Origin of the sequence: Actinoalloteichus caeruleus (assembly GCF_049311605.1) — a bacterium.
GTDB classification, from domain to species: domain Bacteria; phylum Actinomycetota; class Actinomycetes; order Mycobacteriales; family Pseudonocardiaceae; genus Actinoalloteichus_B; species Actinoalloteichus_B caeruleus.
The window spans coordinates 2,845,555-2,867,738 of record NZ_CP186005.1 but is presented as its reverse complement, the minus strand read 5'-3'; the positions used below and the strand labels follow the sequence as shown (position 1 = coordinate 2,867,738).

Genomic DNA, 22,184 nt, shown 5'->3' with positions numbered 1-22,184 from the left:
AGTGTGGTCGCCTGCCGGCCGTCGGGTCGCGCGATCGGCCGGGACGTCGTGTCGGGTGTCCGCTTCGTCTCGAACTGCCAGCCGCGAACCGTCGATCTCCCGGAAACGACTGGTCATCCGGTACCGAACGCGCCGATTCGCCCTACTCCCAGTTCCGCTCCCATTCAATTCGAGGATGGTGCTGAGCGTCAAGGCTTTTCGCCCCACGCTAACAGCGCTGATCAGGACGTTCCTCCCGCTCTCGTTGCTTTCCGGGTTCCTGGGCGCCCTCCTACCGCTCGTCGAGGGCGGGGCCAGCGGGGGCCACCTCGGCCCAGGGTTCGTCGGGATGGTTCACCACCTCCCGGAGCAGGGCACCGAAGGATTCGGCGAGGCGCCGCGCGGTCCCCGGCTCGAACAGGTCGGCGGCGTGCACCAGGACGCCCTCCAACCCGAGGGGCAGCCCCTCGGCGTCCCTCCGCTCCTGGATGTCGAAGTGCAGCTCGAACGGCGTCCTGGCCGGCGGAACCGCCACCGGGGTGGTTCGCACACCGGCCAGCCCCAACGGGGACCAACCGAGGTTCTGGAAGGCGACGACGACCTGGAACAGGGGGTGATGTGCTCGCGATCGAGGTGGGTTGACCTCCTCGACCACCCGTTCGAAGGGGTGCTGTTGGTGTTCGTGGGCGGCCAACACCTCGGCCTGGCACCGGCGAACCAGTTCCCGGAAGGACACGCCTCCTCCGGTGTCCACCCGCAGCACCACGGTGTTCGCGACACAGCCGACCAGCTCCGCCATGTCCTCCCCATCCCGACCGGCCATCACCAGCCCCACGACCACGTCGTGGCCGGCTCCCCACCGCGTGAGCAGCGCCGCCACCGCCGCCTGGACGACGATGAAGGCGGTCGCGCGGCTCTCCGCCGCCAGCCGGACGACACCCGCGTGGAGAGCGGCGTCGACGCGGAGCGGTGTGTGACCTGCCCGGTTGCTGGCCACCGGCGGCCTGGGTCGGTCGAAGGCCAGGTCCACCGGGGCGCCCAGCCCGGCGAGCCGCTGGCGCCAGTACGCGGAGTGCCTGGCGGCGGGGCTTTCCGGTTGCCCGGGGTCACCCAACGCCTCGGCGAGCCACAGGGTGTGGTCGGCGTACTGGGGGGCTGGTCGGTCCCACCGGGGCCGCTGCCCGCTCCGCCGGGCCCGGTACGCGGTCGCGAGGTCCGCGCTGAGGGGACCGAGCGACCAGCCGTCGACAGCGGAGTGGTGGATCACGAGGACCAGCAGGTGTTCGTCCTCGGCGAGCCGGAGCAGCCTGGCCCGCACCGGCAGCTCGCGGGTGAGGTCGAAGCCGGTGTCCGCGAGGGCAGCGACCTCGTCGTCCTCCTGGCCCGCCGTCATGTCCCCGGCGACGAGCAGGTCGGCGCCTGCGCCCGGAGGCAGGACCTGTTGTCGGGGCGCCCCCTCGACGTACGGGAGTACCGTGCGCAGACTCTCGTGCCGGTCGAGGACGTCGCCGACCGCCGCGCGGAGTGCGTCCGCGTCGAGGGAGCCGACCAGTCGCCAAGCGACGGTGGAGTTGTACGCGCTGTCTGCCCCGTGCAGGTAGTTGACGGTCCAGAGGCGTTCCTGAGCGGCCGAGAGCGGGATCACCTCCGGACGCGTTCTGGGGCCGGGGCGCGGCGAACCGGTGGCACCGGCCCGGTGGGCCAGTGCGGCCGGGGTGGGAGCGGCGTAGAGGTCGCGGACCCTCAGATCCCGGCCCAGCGCCGTGGTGGCGTCGGCCACCAGCCTCATCGCGGTCAGGGAGTCTCCTCCGAGGCCGAAGAAGCTCTCGTCGGGATCGACGCGGTCGCGGCCGAGCACCGCCGCGAAGACGCCGCAGAGCACGTCCTCCACGGGAGTTCGGGGGAGACGGCGCGGGGCGGACGGGGGCGGGGGCCCGGGATCGTCGCGGAGCTGCGAGGTGTCGACCTTGCCGTGGCGGTCCAAGGGGAGCCGGTCGGTCACGAGGAAATCGCTGGGTACCAGGTAGCCGGGCAGCACCAGCGCCGCGTGCTCCCGGACCGCCTCGACGTCGAGGCGCGCCGGGGGCGGCGTCTCGGGGCCCTGCCGGGCGGGCTCCGGTACGGGCACCAGGTGGGCAACCAGGCGTTGCCCACCGGTGGCGGACCGCCGCACCACCACCACAGCTTGCGCGACCTCGGGGAGTGCGGTGAGGGCCCCTTCGACCTCCCCGGGCTCGACGCGGTACCCGTTGACCTTGACCTGGCGGTCTTCCCTGCCGAGGAAGTACAGCGAGCCCTCCTCGTCCCACCGGCCCAGATCACCTGTCCGGTACATCAGGGAGCCGGGGGGACCGAAGGGGTCGGGGACGAACCGCGACGCGGTCAACGAGGGAGCGCGGTGGTAACCGGCGGTCAGGCCGGTGCCCGCGATCCAGATCTCCCCGGGGGCGCCCGGCGGGGTCGGGCGCAGGGCGGAGTCGAGCAGGCGGATCTCGCTGCCGTCGACGGGGGTTCCCAGCGGGAGGGGACCGGTGCTCCGCGAGCCGGGACGGAGTACGTGCGCGACGGCGAAGGCCGTCGTCTCCACCGGGCCGTAGCAGTGCAGCACCTCCATCTCGGGCAGGTGGCGCCGCAGCCGGGCCACGGCGTGGGGAGGGACGACGTCACCGCCGGTCTCGAGCCGGCTGACGCCGACCAGGGCGTCGGGGTCGGTCTCCGCGACGACGGCGAGCATCCCGGCGGTCAGCAGGAGCCGGGTGATGCCCTCCCTGGTCACGAGCTCGCGGATGTCCTCGACCGACAGCACACCGGGCGGTGCCACCACGATGCGGTCACCATTGGACAGCGGCGACCAGACCTCGAAGGCGACCGCGTCCCACGCGTGCGAGGAGTGGAAGAGGCTGGTGTGGCGCCGACTCCGTCGCCAGTGGCCGTTGAGCAGGCGGCCGACGAGGTCCCGGTGCCGGACCGTCACCCCCTTGGGTTCCCCGGAGGTGCCCGAGGTGAACAGCAGCAGTGCCGGCTGAGCGGGGTGCGCGCGTGGTGCGACGCCCTGCGGCCAGGCAGGGGTGGAGCTCGGCTCGTCGGAATGAGGGCTGCCCACCACCAGCGTGCGGAGTCCGTGGAGTTCCTCGGCGGACCGGGCCGCGTGGTCGGCGTCGACCAGAGCGAGAACGGCGTTGGTGTGGGCCCGGATGCGCCGGAGCCGGTCCGGGGAGTAGCTGCCGTGGACGGCGACGTTGAGGGCCGCGGCCTTGGCCAGGGCGAGTGCCGTGATCACCACGGCCGCCGACCGTTCGAGCAGGACCAGGACGGCGTCCCCTGGTCGGGCACCGGCGGCGGCGACCCGCCGGGCGAGCCGGTCGGCCGCCGCGTCCAGTTCCGCGTAGGTGAGTTCGGCTCCACGTTCGACCACGGCCACCCGGTCGGGTGCGGCGCGGACGGTCTGGTCCACCAGCTCGGCGAGGTTGAGGTCGGGGACCTCCACCGCCGGGCCCTTCCCCCAGGAGAGGAGGTTCTGGTGGTCGGCGGGGGAGGTCGAGTCCAGGCTGGCCACCCGTGCCCCGGGGTTGGCCGCACAGGCGGCGAGCAGTTGGACGAACCGGTCGAGGAGGTCACGTCCGCCGATGCCGGTCCGGAGCGCCGCTGGCCTGGCCGCGAGCCGCAGGCGGAGGGTGTCGGTCGGTTCGACGACGAGCGCGAGCGGGTAGTGCGCCCCGTCGTGGACCCCCACCTCGGCGATCCGGACCGCTGGGCCGCCGCCGGCCACCGGGGTCCGGTGGGAGGTCTCGGTGGGCCGGAGCGGGTAGTTCTCGACGACGACGGTGGTGTCGAACAGCGGGGTTCCGCCCGCCAGTTCCTGGATCTCGGCGAGACCGAGGTGCTGGTGGTCGAGCAGCGCGGTGTCCTCGCGATGGAGCCGCTCCAGGAGTTGTGCCACGGTTTCCGACAGGCGGAGGCGAACGCGGACCGGGACTGTGCCGATCAACAGCCCGATCGTGCGGTCGATGCCGGCGATCTCGGGTGGCCGGTGGGCGACCGTCGTTCCGAACACCACGTCCCGGGTCCCGGTGAACTGGGCGAGGAGCAGTGCCCAGGCCGCGCGGACGACGGTGTTCAGGGTGACACCGCAGGACCTGGCCAGTTGGTCCAGGCTCTCGGCGAGATCGCGGGGCAGGTGCGCCTCGTGCTGTTCGGCGGCTCCCGCGTTCTGGGACGGGCCACCGCGACGGCCGAGCAGGGTGGGTTCGACGGGTGGGTGGACGGGCTGGTCGCCGCCGCCCGGCTGGCCGAGCAGTGCTCGGGCCCAGGCGGCGCGGGCGGCTGCCCGGTCCTGTCGCCGCTGCCACGCCAGGAACGTGCGGTACGAGGCGGTGGGCGTGGCGGAGACGTCCTGGTGGCCGAGCAGCTCCGCGACGAGCAGGGGCAGGGACCAGCCGTCGAGGATCAGGTGGTGGTGGGTGAGGACGAGCGTCCACCGCCTCGGCCCGGTCCGGGCGAGGGCGAACCGCAGGAGCGGCGGGCGGTGCGGAACGAGGGGGTGGGCTCGTTCGCTGGCGAGCAGCGCTTCAAGCGCCTCCGAGGTCGGCGAGACCGTGCCGTCGGCGGTGAGGTCGACCTCGAGCCACGGCACGGTCACGTCGGCGCGCCATACCTGGACGGGCCCGGCGGAACCCAGCGTGACGAAGGCCGCCGTCAGGTTCGGGTGCCGCTCGGGGAGGCCGCGGACCCGCTCACGCAGGTCCGCCGGGTCGAGGGGCCCGTCCAGGGTGAGGGAGAGCTGGACGAGGTAGGGATCGGCGTCGTCGTTGCTGAGGTCGCGGTGGAACAGCAGCCCCTGCTGGAGCGGGGCCAGGGGGAGGACGTCGTCGAGTGGCGCGGGGTACCAGGCGGTGAGTTCGTCGACGGCGAGCTGGTCCAGGGCGACCAGGGGGAAGTCGCTGGGGGTGTGTCCGCCCAGGCCTGGGCGGCGCAGGGCGATCGAGGAGGTGCGCAGCGCCTCCCCCCACCTGGCGAGGAGCTCCCGTGTCTCCGTCTCGGGCAGGAGCCCCGCCGGCCAGGTGAGGCGCACCACCAGCCGGGGGCCGGCGGTGCCGCGTTCCACATGGGCTTCGGCGGTGAGGGGGTGTGTGAGCGGCAGCTCCGGATCGGCGCCGACCGCGAGGGGCGTCGTGTCCTGTCCGGGTAGTGGTGCCCACTCCCCTGCCTCCGCCAGGTCGAACCTGCCGAGGTAGTTGAACGCCAGCTGCGCCGAGGGCGTCGGGAGGGGCTCGCCGCCTGCCGCGGCGCCGTCCCGCAGCCGGTCGGCCTGTCGGAGCAGCCCGTGGCCTGCGCCCTGGTGCGGCATGGCGCGCAGACGTTCCTTGACGGACTTGAGCACCCGGTCGAGGTGGGCGGCGTCACCGTCCGGGGTCACGGTGTCGGGGACCGGTGCGAGGTCGAACCAGACGGGTCGAATGGTGGTGAACCAGCCGACGGTGCGGGACAGGTCGAGTTCTTCCGGGTCGGCGACGCCGGCGGGAGCACCGATACCGGCTTCCCGTCCGTGGCCTTCGACGTCCACGAGCAGGCTCAGCGGTTCCCTCCCCGGCCGCTGGGACCGGATCGCGACGAGGAGGGTCGCGAGCAGCACGTCCTCGAGGGTGGCGTGGTAGCGGGCGGGGATCGCCGCCAGCAGCGGAGCGGTGTGGTCCGGATCAAGGGCGAGGTGCACTGTTCTGGCGGTGGCCGCGGTGTCCTGGCTGGGGTCCAGCGGCCGGCAGCCCAGGGTGATCGGGGCGGAGGAGTGGCCGCTGAGCCGCGCCGCCCACCTTGGTCGTTCCCCCTCCAGCGCGCCGCCGACGACGAGTTCGCGGAGCCGCGCCGCCCAGGAGCGGAAGGAGACGGGGACAGCGGGGAGTTCGACGGGCCGGCGCAGCCGGATCAGGCGGTGGGCCTCGGCGAGGTCGGAGAGCAGGATGGACCAGGAGACGCCGTCAACGCAGAGGTGGTGGGCGACCAGCAGGAGTTGGCCCGCCGTCGAGGGGCCCGGGTCGAACCACACCAGTCGCGCCATCCGACCGGCGTCGGGGTCGAGCCGGGCGCGGGCCTCGGCTGTTCCGTCCTCGAGCGCGGCGGGGGTGGCTGCTCCGTCGACGCGGGTGAGGCAGTCCTCTGCCCGGACGTGTCCTGGCGGGTCGACCACGAAGCGCCAGGTGGTGTCGTCGGGGTCGCGCAGGAGTCGCAGCCGGAGCGCGTCGTGGTGGTCGAGCACGGCCTGGAAGGCGAGCACGAGCTCCTCTGGTGTCGTGCCAGCCGGGGTGCTCACCAGGACCGACTGGCTGAACCGGGCGATCGGCCCTCCCCGGGCGCGGAGCCAGTCCATCACGGGTGTGGCGGGGACCTCCCCGGCGTCGCCGTACCGGGCTTCCCGTCGTTCCCGGCTGCTTCCCCGCTCGGCGGCGGCCGCGAGGGAGCGCAGGGTCCGGTGCGCGAAGACGTCCGTGGGGGTGAGGGTGAGGCCGGCGGCGCGGGCGCGGCTGGCCAGTCGGATGGCGGTGATGCTGTCTCCGCCGAGGGCGAAGAAGCCGTCGGTGGGCGCCACGGACGGCAGTCCGAGCACGTCGGCGACCAGCGTGGTCAGCAGTGCCTCCCCGTTCGAGGCGTGGAGGTCGTGGTGTGGTGCAGGCGCGGCACCAGCCGTTTCGGGGCCGGGCGGGTGGGCGACCGGGGCGCTGGGGTGGGCGAGGATCCGCAGTCGTCCCGAGGGCAGTCTCCTGGCCCACCTCCCGGTCCGGAGCAGTCGGCGGCCGCCCCCGAGGGGGTCGGCGACGTAGCGGGAGGCGGTGGTGGCCGGTGTCCCCCGGTAACCGAGGCGGTGCGGGGGCACGGCGAGGAACAGTTCTCCGACCGCGCCCGGCGGGGTGGGACGCAGGGTGGTGTCGAGTACGCGTGCCCGGTCCTGGTTCGAATCGGCGGGGGTGGTGGGTGTTCCCGCCGGTTGGCGGGGCCGGTCGACCCGGTCGAGGGCGAGTTCGGTGAGGGGGCGGTCGGGCTCGGCGAGCGCGCCGTGGAGCAGGGCGCGGTACCAGCGGGTGATCGTGCGCGCGGTGCTGTCGTCGAAGAGGGCCCGGTCGTAGCGCAACGTCAGCTCGATCCCGCCTCCGCCGGGGTGTTCGGCGAGGTCGAGGTGCAGGTCGAACTTCGCCGTCCTGGGTCGGAGCGGCAGGGGACGCACGGACAGCCCCGGCATCACCGGCGCGGGCAGGCCGGCGTCCCGCGACGTGATCATGACCTGGAAGAGGGGGTGCCGGCCGGGGACGCGTGCGGGCCCGACCGCGTCGACGACGCGGTCGAACGGGATGTCCTGGTTGGCCAGGGCGACCAGATCGGTGTGGCGGACCCTGGCGATCAGTTCGGTGAACGTCGGACGGCCGGAGACGTCGGTCCGCAGGACCACCGTTTCGGCGAAGAAGCCCACCAGTTCGTCCAGGACGGGATGGGACCGTCCCACCGCGACGGTCCCGACCGGTACGTCGTCGCCGGCGCCGGCCCTGGTGAGGGTGGCGGCCAAGGTCGCGTGGAGCACCATGAAGGTCGTGGCGCGGTGCCGCGCGGCGAAGCTCAGGATGCGGCGGTGGGTGCCGGCGTCGATCCGCACGCTCGTCTCTCCGGCGGGGCGGGTCGTCGAGGGACGGCGGTCGCGGTCGGTGGGGAGGAGGAGTTCCTCGGGCGCGCCGAGCAGCTCCTGCCGCCAGTGGGCGAGGCCCTGGTGGAGCCGGCTGGACGGGTCGTCCTCATCGCCCAGGCGGTCGCGGAGCCAGAGCGTGTGGTCGGCGTACTGGAGGGGCAGGCCGGGCCAGGCCGGTGCGGTTCCGACCGCCCGCGCGGTGTAGGCGGCCGAGAGATCCCGGAAGAGGGGGGCGAGGGACTTCTCGTCCGCGGCGACGTGGTGCAGGACGAGGATGAGGACGTGTTCCCCCGAGTACTCCGTGGTCAGCAGCACCGGCCGGACCGGTGGGTCGTTCGCCAGGTCGAACCCGGCTTCGGCTAGCCGGACGATCTCACGTTCGAGTGCGGCTCGCCTCGTGCTGAGGACGGCGAGGTCGAGCCGGGGGTCGTCCGGGGGGATGACGTGTTGGCGGGGTCCTTCCCCGTCGGTGGGCAGGGTCGTGCGCAGGCTCTCGTGCCGTCGCACCACGTCGGTCACGGCCAGTCGGAGAGCGGGGAGGTCGAGGTTCCCGTCGAGCCGGAGCACCACGGGGATGTTGTAGGTGCCGCTGGGGCCGGTCAGCTCCTGGAGGACCCACAGGCGCCGCTGGGTCGGTGCGGCGGGAACGGTCCGGGGGCGGGGTCGTGCGACCGGTGCTTGCTCGGCGGAGGCCGGGTCGCCGGTCGCGGCGGTGAACGCGGCGACCGTGGGGTTGTCGAACAGGACGCGGATCCCGGCCTCGATTCCCAGGTCGGCACGGATCCGGGCCACCAGGGTGAAGGCGCGCAGCGAGTCCCCGCCGAGCGCGAAGAAGTCGTCGTCGGTGCGCACCTCCGGCACCTCCAGGACCTCGGCGAAGAGCGCGCACAGCCTCCGCTGGCGGTCGGTGGTGGGAAGCCCGTGCCCTGACGAGGCGAACCTGGGGGCGGGCAGTGCCCTGTGGTCCAGTTTGCCGTTGGGCGTCAGCGGCAGCACGTCGAGCGTCACGAGGGCGGTGGGCACCAGGTGGCTGGGTAGTGACTCGGCGAGCCAGCCGCGGAGTTCGGTGGTCGTGGGCGTGTCGACGTGCGGGGTGGTGGTCAGGTACCCGACCAGGCGGGAGGTGCCTCGGCGGTCCGTCGTGGGCACGACCGCGGCCGAGGTGACTGCGGGGTGGCGGAGCAGTGCCTCCTCGACCTCCGCTGGTTCGATGCGGAATCCTCGGATCTTGACCTGCCGGTCGGCTCGGCCGAGGTGTTCCAGCTCCCCGTCGTGGTTCCGCCTGGCGATGTCTCCGCTGCGGTACAGGACGCTGCCCGGGGGGCCGAAGGGGTTGGCGACGAAGCGGGTGGCGGTCAGGCCGGGGCGGTGCCGGTAACCTCGGGCCACCCCGGGTCCCTCCACGTAGAGCTCCCCGGGCACTCCCGGTGGTAAGGGCTGGAGCGCGGCGTCGAGCAGGTGGACCCGCAGGTCGGGCAGGGCGTCACCGACAGGACTCCCACCGTTGGTGGCCGTGGCGGCGGTGGCGGGGGTCAGGGCGAGCCGGGTGACGTGCACCGTGGTCTCGGTGATGCCGTACATGTTCGTCAGTGCGGGACGTGTGGTGCCGTTCCTCGCGTACCAGTCGGTCAGCCGCCAGGGGTCGAGCGCCTCGCCGCCGAAGATGACGTGGCGGAGGGCGAGGGCGGTGGCGGTGGCGGGTTCGTCCCTGATCGCGGCATCGAGCTGGTAGAAGGCGGACGGCGTCTGGTTGAGGATGGTGACGCGGTGGGACACCAGCAGCCGGAGGAAGTCGCTCGGGGACCTGCTGACGTCGTGTCCGACCACGACGAGCCGGCCGCCGGTGAGCAGGGCTCCCCACATCTCCCAGACGGAGAAGTCGAAGGCGCAGGAGTGGAAGAGCGTCCAGACGTCCTCGGGGCCGAAGTGGAAGGCCCCGTCCGTGGAGTGGAGCAGCCGCACGAGGTTGCGGTGGCTGACGGAGACGCCTTTCGGTCGCCCGGTGGACCCGGAGGTGTAGATGACGTAGGCGCAGCGGTCGGCGCTCGGTCCCTGGCCCCGGTCGGGGTCGTCCGCCGGTTGGCCGGCCAGGAGGTGGGCGGTGCGCGCCGTGTCCAGGCACAGGGGTTGGGGGCGGTGCGGGGCCGGAGGGGCCCCGGGCCCGGGACCAGCGGCGGCGAGCGCGGCCGCGACGGCGGTGGTGGTGACGATGTCGTGCACCCGGGCGTCGGCGAGGGTCGCCGCCAGCCGCTCGGCGGGATGCGCGGGGTCCAGGGGCAGGTATCCGGCTCCGGTCTTGAGCACCGCCAGCAGGGCTGTCGGGAGGTCCACCGTGCGGGGCAACACGACGGCCACCAGGTCCTCGAGTCCCGCGCCCCGCTCACGCAGGACCGAGGCGAGCTGGTTGGCGCGCCTGTTCAGTTCCGAGTAGGTCAGCCGGGTGGTCTCGTCCTCGACGGCGGCCGCGCCGGGTTGCCGGGCGGCGACCCTCTCGAACATCCGGTCCAGGGTGACGGTGTCCGGGGCGGACAAGGCTGGTGCGCCGTCCGGGGCTCCCGGCGGGGTCGCCGGGGTTCGCGGTCCGCCCGGGTCGAGGGACAGCCGGCCGAGGGGGGTGTCCGGGGCGGAACGGGCGAGGGCGGAGAGCGCGCCGAGGAACCTGCCGTGGTGGGCCTCGACCTCGTCGGCGCGGTGGGTGGTGGGGTTGGCGTCGAGGTCGACCCGCACGCTGGTCTCCCCGTTGTCGTAGACGCCGATAGCCAGGTCCTCGGGGGTGCCCGGGGAGAGTTCGTGCACGGTGGCCGGGTTGCCGGCGAAGGAGAGGTCCGGGTCCATCGTCATCAGGTTGAGCACGGGCCCGACGATCCGCCGGCCAGCCGATCCTCCCAGCTCACGCAGGATGTCCTCGTGGCGGTAGCGCTGTCTGCGGAGGGCGGCGAGCACCGCTCGCCCTGCCTGGGCAGCGGTGTCACGCACCGAGTCGCCCGGCCGGACGGTGAGGCGGAGCGGCAGCACGGTGGCGAAGGTGCCGAGCGAGTTCCGGGCCGCGCGTCCGGTGCGGGCCGTCACCGGCAGGCCGAGCACGACGTCCTGGGCTCCCGCGACGCGGTGGACCAGGAGCGCGGCGGCGACCACGACCAGGCTGGTGCGCCGCTGCCCGATCTCCTCCGCCCGGTGGGCGAGCAGGTCCCAGTCCCGGCTGGCCAACCGCCCCGTGGCTCGGGGTGGGGCCGAGATCGTGGCGGCCGAGGCGCTCCCGAGCCCGGGTGGGTCGCCGAGGTTGGCGAGCCGATCGGCCCAGTAGCGGCGGTCCTCCTCGAAACGGGCGGACTGGCGGTACGCGGTGTCATCGGCGAGGACGGTGTCGAGCGGGTCGAACACGTCGTGGGGCGGGTCGGTGCCCTTGACGAGGAGGGTGTAGGCCTCGGCGACGCGGCGGATCAGGTTCGCGCCCCCCACACCGTCGGTCACCAGGTGGTGGGAGGTGAGGCACCAGTAGTGGTCGTGTTCGGACAGGCGGTACAGGGCGGTGCGGAAGACCGGTGCGGTGGCGAGGTCGAACGGCTCGGCGAGCAGCTCCCGCATCCGCTGCCGCGCCGCGTCGACCGGTTCGGCCTCCCCTGTGAGGTCGACGACCGTGAGCCGGGGGTGCACGTCGGGTTCCACCACCTGCTCACGCCGGTCGTCGCTGATGACGAACCGGACGCGCAGGGGTTCCGAGCCGGCGAAGACGGCGGCGATGGCGCGGTGGAGGAGGTCGGGGTCGACGGAGCCGCGGACGTGTACGTACTGGCCGATCACGTAGCGCTGTCCGGTCGGGTCGAGCTCCTGCCCGAACCAGACTCCGGTCTGGGCCGAGGACAGCGGTCGTCGGCGGTTTCCCCCACGAGGCATGCTCACTCCAGTGCCGTTGGTCGGTGTGGTGGCGGGTGGCCCGGCGGGCGGTGGCGGCTCGGGTTCCGCTGAGGCGGTCAGCGGGAGCCGGGCCGGGTGCGGTGGTCGGGCAGCGGGTGGTCCCGCAGGGGCTGGCCTGGTTCTCGTACCAGTGCGGGCAGCAGGTCCGCGAGGTCGTCGGCCAGGGCCTTGGCTCGGTCGTGGCCGGTGGAACCGCCGCACCGTTCGACCAGCAGGACCAGTTCACCGCCGGTGGTCACCCCGCTGGAGAGGGTGAGCCCGTCCAGCCCGACCCGTGGTGGTGGTCCGTCCCGGTGGAGCCGCTGGTGGCGGAGGTCGAACAGGTCGGGGAGGGAGTTCACGGCGAGGTCGAGGCGATCGGCGAGCAGGTCGGCGCGGACCGTGCCACCGGTGACTCCCTCGACGGCGACCGTGGTGCGCCCGACGAATTCCCGGAAGGTGTGGTCGTCGTGCACCCGCAGCCGGACCGGGGCGGGGGCACTGGTGTCGGCGCCGGCGACGCCGACGAGGACGTCCCGCTGGTCGTGCCGCCGGGCCAGGGCGACCTGGCTGGCCGCCAGCACGGTGAGGAAGAGGTCCTCGTCGTCGGGGTGGAGGTCGCGGGCTCGCCGCACGACGTCGGCGGGCACCCGGCGTTCGTGCCGTTCGACGACCGGGACCGGGTCGGCCGGGGGCCGGGTTCCCGGGGTGCGGGACAGGCGCCTTTGGATGTTCGCGGACCGGTCGCGCAACACCCGGGTCCAGGCGTCGAGGGCGGCTGTCGCGGGCTGCCCCGCGTTCGGGGTGCGCCCTCCGGGTGAGCCGGCCGGGAGGAGCTTGGAGAGCGTTCCGAAGGGGTCGTGCGCGTCGACGGCGGCGGCGAGCCCGGCGAGCAGCTGCTGGTAGGCGACGGCCCAGCCGGCGATGGTGCCGCCGTCGAACAGTTCGGTGCTGTACTCGAGGCAACCCGAGATGGTGTCCTCGCCCTCCCGGTCGCTGGTCACCAGGGTCAGGTCGAACTTCGAGGTCCCCGGCGGCAGACCACCGAAGAGGTTCTCCACGGTCCGTTCGTCGAAGAACTCGACGGGGGAGTCTCCGATGGGCTGGATGGCGGGTTGTTCCTGGTGGATGAAGAACACGTCGAACAGCGGGTTCCGGCTCAGGTCACGGGCGCCGCCGAGGTCGTTGACCACCCGGTCGAAGGGGATCTCCTGGTGTTCGAGTGCGCCGAGGACGATGTCCCGGACGCGGGTGAGCAGCTCCGGGAGCGCCGGGGCGTCGCTGAGGTCCGCGCGGAGCGCGACGGTGCCGTTGAAGAACCCGACCAGCCCCCACAGTTCGGGTCGGCCGCGGCCGGCGGTGGGTGTGCCCACGGTGATGTCCCGCTGGCGGGACAGCCGGGCGAGGAGCAGGTACCAGGCGGCGAGCAGCACCACGAAGAGGGTCACCGACTCCCGGCGGGCCAGCGCGCGGAGGCGCTGGGCGACGTCGGGGGGCACGGTGAAGGGGCTGATCGCGCCGGAGTAGTCGCGGCTGGCCGGACGTGGGTGGTCGAGTGGCAGGTCGAGGCGCGGGGCGCCGCGCAGGGTGGCGCGCCAGTAGTCGAGTTCGTGGTCGAGGAGACCGTCCGCGTCCAGCTTCCGTTGCCAGCGCGCGTAGTCGCGGTACTGCACGGGCAGCGGCGGGAAGCGGTGTTCACGGCCGGCACGGCGGGCCCGGTAGAAGTCGTTGACCTCCGCCCGGAAGATCCCCGGTGAGGCGCCGTCGTTGACGGCGTGGTGCATGGTCGTCTGCACGACGTGGTCCTCCTCGCCCAGGCGGACGATGAGCACTCGCACCAACGGGTCCTTGGCGAGGTCGAAGACGTGGTCGGCGGCGGCCCGCACCACGGGGCGGGCGGCCGCGACGGGGTCGGCCGTGCCTGAGACGTCCACGACGTGGAGGAAGTCACCGAGCATGGGGCGGAGGACCAGCACTGGTCCGTCGGCGGACTCCACGAAGTTCGACCGGAGGACCTCGTGCCGTTGGGCGAGGTCCTCCCACGTCTGGCGGAGGGCGTCGATGTCCAGCTCACCCCGGACCCGCCCGGTGGTGGGCAGGTTGTAGAGGGTGGTGTTCGGGTCCAACTGGTGGTGGAACCACATCCGTTCCTGGCCGAAGGACAGGACGAGTTCGTCGCCGGGCTCGACCGGCGGCAACCGGCGCAGGCCCCGGCGATCGGTTCCCCCGGCTGGCGTGGCAGCGGCTGGTGGAGGTGGTGGGGCCGGGTCGTGCCGGCCGTGGTGCGGTCCCGGGTCCGGGGTGGGGAGGGCCTCGTCGAGGTAGCGGGCGAAGTCCCCCACCCGAGGGTGCTGGTAGATCTCGACGAGCTTGGGGCGGACGCCGTACCGCTCCGCGACGAGGTCGACCAGTTGGACCGCGATGATCGAGTTGCCGCCGAGCGCGAAGTAGTCGTCCTCGGCGGAGACACCGTCGGCGTGGAGCAGCGCGGTGAGTGTGCCGCGCAGCCAGTCGAGGGTGGTCGTGCGGGCGGGGCGGTGGTGGCTGGCGGTGTCACCGCCGGGCTGGGCGGCGGCGTGGTCCGCCGAGGTGGGGTCGGCGGGCGCGCTGGGTTGGCGGGGCGGCGGTCCTGGGGTGGCGGTGCCGGCGAGCCCGTGTCCGGCACGGGCCCGGGTGGTGCCGGGGCCGGCGATGAGCTCCCCGGGGGCGAGTACCCAGCACCGGGGCCCGCTGAGGGGGTGGGTGGGCAGCGGCACTCGCCGGGCGGGGCGGAGGGGTTCGCCCAACGCCGCCCAGTCCAGGTCGACGCCGAGTTCGTAGAGGCGACCGAGCAACCGGGTGAGGCCGTTCGGTTCGTCTGTCGAGGTGAGGACGGTGGCGTCCGGCCGATCCGCGAGCCGGTGTTCGAGGTGGTCGGCGAGGACGCCTCTGGTGCCGGTCTCCACGAAGATGACGGGGCCGTCGGCGAGGAGGGTGTGGGCGGCCTCGACCAACCGGGCCGGGTCGAGGTCCGCGGCTGGCCGCCTCTCGCGGAGGGCCCGGGTGTCGTCCTCGGTCAGGGTGCCCAGCAGGAACCGGGCGGTGTACCGGGCGAGACCGGTGCTGAGCAGGGTCACGAAGGTGACCCCCGCTTGGAGGAGGGCGCGGTGGGCCTTGAGCTGCCAGCGGGCCGTGGCGGCGGCTGGTTCGGAGAACGGCAGGGAGTCGGGCGGGCCGTCGGCGCCCGCCGTCCCGTGGATGCCCGTTGCGGGGAGTGCGCCGCCGTCGGGGGTGGTGGGGACCCGCGCGTCGGGCGACAGCAGCAGGGCGACCCTGGGTGGTGGGCCAGGTGCGGGTTGGCGTGGAGCACGGTCGTCACCGCGGAGCCAGGTGGCCTGCGCAGCGAGCCGCACGGCGAGTTCCTCCGTGTCCCGCGCGACCAGCGCGACCCGGTGGTCGTAGTGGTCACGGCCCTGGTTGAGGGTGAACGCGATGTCCCGGAGCGGCACGTCGCCCGCGCGGAGCTGGTGGGCGAGGCGGGCGCACAGCTCCGCGAGGTCGTCGGCGGTGCGCGCGGACACCCCGATCAGCGGTGGGTCGGTCGAAGGCAGGGCCGTGGGAGCGGGGGGCGGTGGCGGCTGTTCGACGACGAGGTGCGCGTTGGCTCCGCCGAGGCTGAACGAGCTGACGCCGGCCCGGCGGGGCAGGTCGGTTGAGGGCCAGGGCGCGGTCTCGGTGACGACCCGGATCCCGGCGGCGTCGAGGTCGACCCCGGTGGCTGGTCGGGTGAAGTGCAACGAGGGGTACAGCTCGCCGTGCCGAACGCTGAGGATGGCCTTCACCATGCCGGCGGCTCCGGCTGCGTGGTCGAGGTGGCCGATGTTGGTCTTGACGGAGCCGATCGGCAGGTGCGCCGGCCGGTTCGCGAAGACCCCCGCCAGGCCCTCCACCTCGATGGCGTCCCCGAGCCGGGTTCCCGAGCCGTGTGCCTCCAGGTAGCCGGCGGTGGCCGGGTCGACGCCGGCCCGCGCCCAGGCCCGGCGGATCACCTCGCTCTGGGCGGCGGCGCTCGGGGAGCTGATGGTGCTGGAGCGGTGCCCGTTGTGGGAGACGGCGGTTCCCCGCAGCACGGCGTGCACGGTGGCGCCGTCGGCCAGGGCTCGGGACAGGGTGGTGAGGAGCAGCACGACCCCGCCTTCCCCGCCGACGGTACCGTCCGCGTCGGCGTCGAAGGCCCGGCAGCGACCGGCCCGCGAGACGAGCTCGGAGTACTGGGTGGCGTCCGAGGCGGTCGGCGGCCACACCCGCAGGCTGACGCTTCCGACGAGCGCGTAGCTGGCGTCGCCGGAGAGCAGTTCGCGGCGGGCGTGGTGGGTCGCGACGAGCGCGGAGTTGCACCCGGTGTCCACTCCGTAGCAGGGTCCGAGGAGCCCCAGGGTGTGGGCTACCCGGCTGGGCAGGCCGGCCGGGATGTTGCCGATGGCGCTGAGGGTGCTGGAGTCCCGGACCAGGTGCTGGTACTCGGGAGAGGGAAGGCTGAAGATCGTGGCGGTGTCGCTGCCCCGCAGCTTCGACGGTGCGTAGCCGGCGCCCTCCACCGCCTCGTGGGCCAGGGTGAGGGCCAACCTGTGCTGCGGGTCGAGCAGCTCGGCCTCTCGTCGGGACATCCCGAAGAACCCGTGGTCGAAGGAGGTGATGTCCTCCTGGTACCCCATCGGTGCGTGGCCGGTGTCGGAGCGCAGGCCGGTGTCGGTCATCCGGCGTTCGGGGAGGGCGCGCACCGAATCCCGCCCGGAACGGAGGTTGTCCCGGAACTGGGCGAGGGTGTCCGCCTCTGGTAGCCGCAGCGACAGTCCGATCACGGCCACTGCGTCGGAGTCGGGAACTGGCTCGTGTGCAGTCATCGCTGTTCCCTTCCAGTGGCGCTCAGAGCTCTACCGAGGTGGGTCGCTGGTCGGGGGTGGGCGGAGCCTCCTCGCCGATGCGTTCGGCGATGGCGTCCGTCAGCAGGTCGATGGTGACGAGGTCGAACAGCTCGCCCACCCGGACGGCGTCCGGCCAGTCCTGTTGGAGGCGCAGGTGCAGGTCGACGACCCGGCGGGAGTTGCCGCCGAGGCGGAAGAAGTCGTCGGTGGTGCGGAAGTCGCGGTGGCCGAGGACCGCGGCCCAGTGTTCGGTGACCAGGCGGCGCACCCGGGACCGGCCGGTCTCCTCCTCGTCCGGGTGGCCCTGGTCCTCCCCGGACGGCGAGGCGGGTGGGTCCTCCGGTGTCGGGGTCGCGAGCTGGGCTCGGAGCGCGGCGCCGTCGGTCTTGCCGTTGGAGGTCAGCGGAACCGAGGCCAGGGGGAGGAACCTGCTGGGCACCGCCTGTTCGACGAGCAGGTCGGCGCAGTGCCGTCGCAGGTCGGCGGGCACGATCTCCCCGGGGTGGGCTTCGTCGGGGACGCACCAGGCGACCAGTTCGGTGCCGGCGTCGCCGGTGACGGGCAGGACGACCGCGGTGCGGACGCTGGGGTGACGGTTGAGGACGGCTTCCACACCGGCCAGTTCGACCCTGGCTCCTCGGAGCTTGATCTGACGGTCGGTCCTGCCGCGGAAGACCAGGTCGCCGGTACCGGCGTCCCGCACCGCGAGGTCCCCGGTCCGGTACATCCGCGCTCCCGGCGAGCCCATGGGGTCGGCGACGAACCGGGCGGCGGTCAACGAGGGCTGACCGAGGTAGCCCAGGGCCACCTGTGCTCCGCCCAGGTAGAGCTCGCCCGTCTCACCGGGGGGCGTGGGGTTGAGCCGGGGGTCGAGGAGCCTGGTGGTGCCCCCGTTCCCCCCGTGTCCTATCGGGATCGGGGCTCCACCCCGGTTGGCCGCGTCGACGGTGGCCGTGGTGACGTGGTGGCTGGAGACCATGACGGTCGTCTCGGCCGGGCCGTAGCCGTTCCACAGTTCGACGTGGGGCAGCCTGTCGAGGTGTCGGCGTGCCAGTCCCGCCGTGAGTTCCTCCCCTCCGAGGAGGACGACGCGAGCGTGCTGGCCGATCAGGTCCGCGTGGTCGAGCAGCAGCTCGTGGTAGGAGGTCGGGGAGAAGATCACCTCCGCGCGGACCCGCTCGGCGAGCTCGGCGGTCGCCTCGGCGTCGCGGAGCTGGGACTCGTCGGGCAGCGCGATCGTGGTTCCCTCGGCGAGGGCCTTGATGAGGTACCCGATGCCGGCGTCCCAGGACAGCCGGCAGCAGGCCAGGATCAGCCGCCCGTGGGTGGCCGGCCCGTCTTTCGATGTCACGTAGGCGTCGAACTCGGTCCAGCGGAGCACGACCGCTTTGGGGATGCCGCTGGTTCCCGAGGTGAGCACCAGGTAGGCGGGCGCGGCGGCGGGTAGCACCGGCTCGGGGACGGCTGGGGCGGAGTCCGGTACCTGGTCGAGGTCGACGAGCGTGACGGCACTCGTCGCGGCCGGGTCGAGCCCTGCGGTGGGGAGGGGGTCGTCGCCACCGGAGTGGACGACCGCGGTGATCCTGGTGGCCGCCGCGATCGCTTGGAGCTGGGCGGTGGGTTGGGTGGGTGCGACGGTGGCGGCGCAGGCGCCGATCCGCAGCACGGCCAGCACGGCCGCCACCGCCTCGGCGCTCTGCGGGAGCCGCAGGACGACGGTGTGTCCTGGTCGGACGCCGACCTCCCACAGCCTGCAGGCCAGCGCGGCGGAGAGGTTCCCCAGTTCCCGGTAGCTGAGGGTCGTCGACCCGCACACCACCGCGGGCAGCTCGGGCAGCCGGGTGAGATGGTCGAGGACGCGGCGCAGTGCAGGAGGGCCGGTGGGGGGTCGTCCGGTCACCGGAGACCCGCTTCCCGCTGGTCGGAGTCGACCGCACGCCGGAACAGGGCCGAGCTCCAGGCGGCCACCGGGCTGCTGTTCATGACGAGGACCGGCGTGCCGGGGGCGAGCGAGGCGGCCTTGGCCTCCAGGTTGAGCAGGACGTCGAGGGAACCCAGGTGACCGTGTCCGGCGAGGTTGTCCGCGCACACCGGGTCGATCGGGAGGTCCAGCGCTTCCTCCCAGAACCGGAAAGCACCGACGGCGAGGTTCTGCATGAGGACGGCCCCCAGGGCGCTCACGGGGATGCCGTTGCGGTCGAGGACCGCGGCGTTGGTCTCGGTGAAGCGGTTCCGGCTCTCGACGGCGAGCCGGAAGGAGTAGGTGGCTTCGTCGGCGCACTCCTCGGCCCACTGGGGTTGTGGGCGGTCGCGGTAGTTGATGCGGAACAGGTCCGAGTACCTGCCGTCGCTGCGGAGTTCGTGGTCGACGAGGTGGTACCGCCCGGTGGTCTCGCGCGAGACCACGACGGCGGCCGCGCCGTCGCCGAGGATCGTCATGGGTGCGCGGTACCGGGCGGTGGTGGCGGCCTTCCCGGCGGTGACCACCAGCACGCGCCGGTGTCGTGGATCCCCCCGCAGGAGGGCGGCAGCCAGGGTGAACGCCGCCGACACCGAGACGCAGCCGAGTTCGCCGACACCGACGGTCAACGCCGCATGCGTGCCGAGCCTCGCCTGGAGGCGGGTGGCCTCCGAGGACAGCAGGTACTCCGGTGCCCTGCCCTGCACGTAGAGCAGCACGTCCACCTGGTCGGGGCCGATCCCGGTGCGGGTGAGCGCGTCGCGGGCGGCGCGTTCGGCGAGATCGACCTCGCTGAGGTCTCCGGCGTCGTGGACCCGGTCGATGCCGAGCGAGAGCGCGTGCTGCCGGCGGGCGGGCGGCAGGTCCGCCAGCTCGGGGAGGTCCGTCACCTCGACGCTGGTGCCGGGGAACCAGGTACCGAGGGGCCCGAGGGTGACGGGTGGCCGTTGGGCGTGCTGGTCACCGGTCACGAGCGTCTCCCCCGCGGTGTCGTGGCGTCGAGGAGTCCCGACCCGCTCCCGGCGGCGTCCCGGCGGTGACCGCGAACGGCATTGCCCTCACCTCCATGAACCCTCAGCCGTGCCGCGCCCACCGCGTGGAACGGGAGGATTACCCCACTTTCCACGCCATGTTTACCTCACCGTCGCGGCGCGTGGTACCAGCTGTTCCACACCAACAGGACGTTTCACGGACGGCCAAAGGTCCTCGTTCCGCGCGGGTACCGCTGCTAGCGTGCAGCACAGTTTCCCAGCAAAGGGGCACCCGGAGTGATCGAGAACGAAAAGGAACGGCTTTCCACGGCTGAGATTACGTCCACAGTGCGCGTTTTCTTCTCAACCGCGGGTGTTGACCGCGCCATCGAGGCCGATGAGGACTATTTCAGCCTCGGTTACCTGAACTCACTCCTGGCGCTGGAGTTGGTCACGTATGTCGAGCGGAGTTTCGGCATCACCGTGGAGGTCGAGGACCTCGATCTCGACAACTTCCGGACAATCGCGCGCGTAGTGGGTTTCGTGCGGCGGAAACTGGACCCGACTTCCGGGACGGCGGACGGCGTGACGGAGCGGCAGTCGTCGGAGTAGGGACACCCGTCGGGCGGTTCACGACTTGGGGATGAGATGGATCCGGACAACGTCCTGGAGCAGGTGCTGACCGGTGCCCCGGACCGGGACAGGCTCGGCACGTTCCCCCGGGAGGCGGTCGACGCGCTGGCGCGATGCGGGGCGTTCGGTGTCGCCGTGCCAGCGGTGCACGGCGGCGACGACGGTTCCGCCCGCGACCTCGGCGCGCTCGCCGAACGCCTGGGGCGCGGTTGCACCGGCGCTCGCGGGCTGCTGACGGTGCAGGAGATGGTGCTCGCGGCGCTGCTGCGTTGGGGAACGGCCGAGCAGCGGGACCACTGGATTCCCCGACTCGTCTCCGGTGAGCTGGTGGCCGGTTTCGCAGCCACCGAGCCGGAGGCCGGCACGGAGCTGGGCGCGGTGTCCACCACAGTGGAACGGGACGGCGACGAGTTGGTCATCAGCGGCCGCAAGGTGTGGGTGACCTTCGGCTCCTCGGCGGATGTCCTCCTGGTTCTCGGGACCACAGCGGCCGGCCCGGTGACGGTGTTGGTGGAGGCCGACCGGGCGGGTCTCGAGCGGGTGCCGATCCGGGATCCGTTGGGGATGCGTTCGGCGCGGCTGGCCGACCTCGTCCTCGACAGCGTGCGGGTCCCGGTGGCCAACCAGGTCGCGCCGGCGGGGTTCGGCCTGTCCCACGTGGTGGCCACGGCGTTGGACCACGGGAGGTTCACGGTGGCCTGGGGGTGTGTCGGCATGGCTGACGCCTGTCTGCGGGCGGCTGTGGAGCGGGTCGCCGGGCGTGACCAGGGCGGGGTCCTGTTGCGGGAGAACCCGGTGGTCCGGGCGATGCTGGGTCGGGCGGCGGTCGCGGTCGCCTCGGCCAGGGCGTTGTGCGAACGAGCGACGACGTCGCGGGACGAGCGGACCCCGGAGGCGCTGGTGGCCACGGTGACGGCCAAGTACGCGGCGGCGCGCGCCGCCGCGACCGCCAGCGGGACGGCAGTGCAGCTGCTCGGAGCCGCCGGGTGCGCCGGTGACTCCGTGGCCGGCAGGTTCTTCCGCGACGCCAAGATCATGCAGATCATCGAGGGTGCCGACGAGGTTTCGGAGGTGCGCATCGGCGACCACCTCCTGCGTTCCTCGGCCAGGCCGGACGGCGGAGGAGCGCTCTGACATGGCGGGAACGGTGCGGCACTGGTGGCCAGACGAGGTGCTCGGCCCAGCCGGGGACGAGGTCGCCCTCGTGGTGGAGGTCGGGACATGAGTGAACGGAACGACGACGCGGAGCGGCCGCCCGGCGTGGTGGGGGTCGTCGGAGCGGGCACGATGGGCGTGGGGATCACCCAGTGCCTCGCCGAGGCCGGCTACCCGGTCGTGGTGGTCGACGACGACCCGGGCGCGTTGGCGGCCGGGCCGCGGAGACTGCGGGACGCACTGCGGACGCGGCTGTTGGCCGGATCCGGTGCGGGGCGGTCGCGGCCAGCGGACGCGACTGGCGAGGTCGTATGGACCGACCGGTTGGCCGATCTCTCGGGCGCCGGGTTCGTCATCGAGTGCGCCTTCGAACGCGTTCCGGTGAAGAGGGCGGTGCTGGCCGGCCTCGACGAGGTGTGCCCGCCCCCGACGGTGTTCGCATCCTGCACCTCGGCGATCCCGGTCACGCGCCTGGCTTCGTTCACCGGGCGGGCCGACCGCGTGATCGGCATGCACTTCATGAACCCCGCTCCGCTGAAGCCGACGGTGGAAGTGGTGCGGGCCCCCACGACCTCCCAGCCTACTGTGGATCGCGCCCTGGCTCTGCTGGCGAGCCTCGGCAAGAGCGGCGTGGTGGTGGGAGACGCCCCGGGGTTCGTGTCGAACCGGGTGTTGATGTTGACGGTCAACGAGGCGGCCCGCGTCGTCGAGGAGGGTACCGCCGACGCCGACGCCGTCGACCAGATCTTCCGGGAGTGCTTCGGGCATCCGATGGGCCCGCTCCGCACCGCCGACCTGATTGGCCTCGACACGATCCGCGACTCGCTCCTGGTGCTCCTGGAGCACACCGGCGACGACCGGTTCACCCCCTGCCGCCTGCTCGACGACCTGGTCGGGCAGGGCGCCCTGGGGCGCAAGGCGGGGAAGGGGTTCCACGACCACCCCGCCCCCCGGTGAGCGCCCCCGTCGGCTCTCACCCGAGCGGAACCGCCACCTCCCGCGTCGGCCCGCCTCGACGC

General features: G+C 73.1%; 7 protein-coding genes. 3 read left to right on the top strand and 4 right to left on the bottom strand.

Features of this window, described 5'->3' with window-relative positions; genetic code table 11:
- Nucleotides 1-271: 271 nt before the first annotated feature.
- From ACOJVX_RS12055 to ACOJVX_RS12040, 4 genes are all read right to left on the bottom strand, one after another.
- The gene (locus tag ACOJVX_RS12055; protein ID WP_422647537.1) at nt 272-11,542 is read right to left on the bottom strand and encodes an amino acid adenylation domain-containing protein; all 11,271 of its coding nucleotides are present in this window, start codon (nt 11,540-11,542) and stop codon (nt 272-274) included.
- A gap of 77 nt (nt 11,543-11,619) precedes the next feature.
- Entirely contained in the window at nt 11,620-16,425 is a 4,806-nt protein-coding gene (locus ACOJVX_RS12050) for a condensation domain-containing protein (RefSeq protein WP_103056882.1), read from the bottom strand.
- Nucleotides 16,426-16,447: 22 nt separating this feature from the next.
- Nucleotides 16,448-18,346: a non-ribosomal peptide synthetase gene (locus ACOJVX_RS12045; protein WP_337662017.1), complete on the bottom strand. Its 1,899-nt coding sequence runs from the start codon at nt 18,344-18,346 to the stop codon at nt 16,448-16,450.
- The gene (locus tag ACOJVX_RS12040; protein WP_016697450.1) at nt 18,343-19,377 is read right to left on the bottom strand and encodes a hypothetical protein; all 1,035 of its coding nucleotides are present in this window, start codon (nt 19,375-19,377) and stop codon (nt 18,343-18,345) included. The genes ACOJVX_RS12045 and ACOJVX_RS12040 overlap by 4 nt, the downstream gene beginning before the upstream one ends.
- A gap of 297 nt (nt 19,378-19,674) precedes the next feature.
- Between ACOJVX_RS12040 and ACOJVX_RS12035 the strand changes: the two genes are divergently transcribed.
- The 3 genes from ACOJVX_RS12035 (at nt 19,675) to ACOJVX_RS12025 (ending at nt 22,122) form a co-directional block, all read left to right on the top strand.
- Nucleotides 19,675-19,989: an acyl carrier protein gene (locus ACOJVX_RS12035; RefSeq protein WP_337662018.1), complete on the top strand. Its 315-nt coding sequence runs from the start codon at nt 19,675-19,677 to the stop codon at nt 19,987-19,989.
- A gap of 36 nt (nt 19,990-20,025) precedes the next feature.
- Nucleotides 20,026-21,144 (top strand): acyl-CoA dehydrogenase family protein, encoded by a 1,119-nt coding sequence (locus ACOJVX_RS12030; protein ID WP_422647536.1) that lies wholly within the window; start codon nt 20,026-20,028, stop codon nt 21,142-21,144.
- Nucleotides 21,145-21,231: 87 nt separating this feature from the next.
- Complete coding sequence (locus tag ACOJVX_RS12025) at nt 21,232-22,122, top strand: 3-hydroxyacyl-CoA dehydrogenase family protein (RefSeq protein ID WP_418153571.1); 891 nt, start codon at nt 21,232-21,234, stop codon at nt 22,120-22,122.
- The last annotated feature ends 62 nt before the right edge of the window (nt 22,123-22,184 follow it).

Excerpts from the sequence above, each read along its gene's own strand:
- ACOJVX_RS12055 (WP_422647537.1), bottom strand. The coding sequence starts at position 11,542 with ATGCCTCGTGGGGGAAACCGCCGACGACCGCTGTCCTCGGCCCAGACC.
- ACOJVX_RS12050 (WP_103056882.1), bottom strand. The coding sequence starts at position 16,425 with ATGACTGCACACGAGCCAGTTCCCGACTCCGACGCAGTGGCCGTGATC.
- ACOJVX_RS12030 (WP_422647536.1), top strand. The coding sequence starts at position 20,026 with ATGGATCCGGACAACGTCCTGGAGCAGGTGCTGACCGGTGCCCCGGAC.
- ACOJVX_RS12025 (WP_418153571.1), top strand. The coding sequence starts at position 21,232 with ATGAGTGAACGGAACGACGACGCGGAGCGGCCGCCCGGCGTGGTGGGG.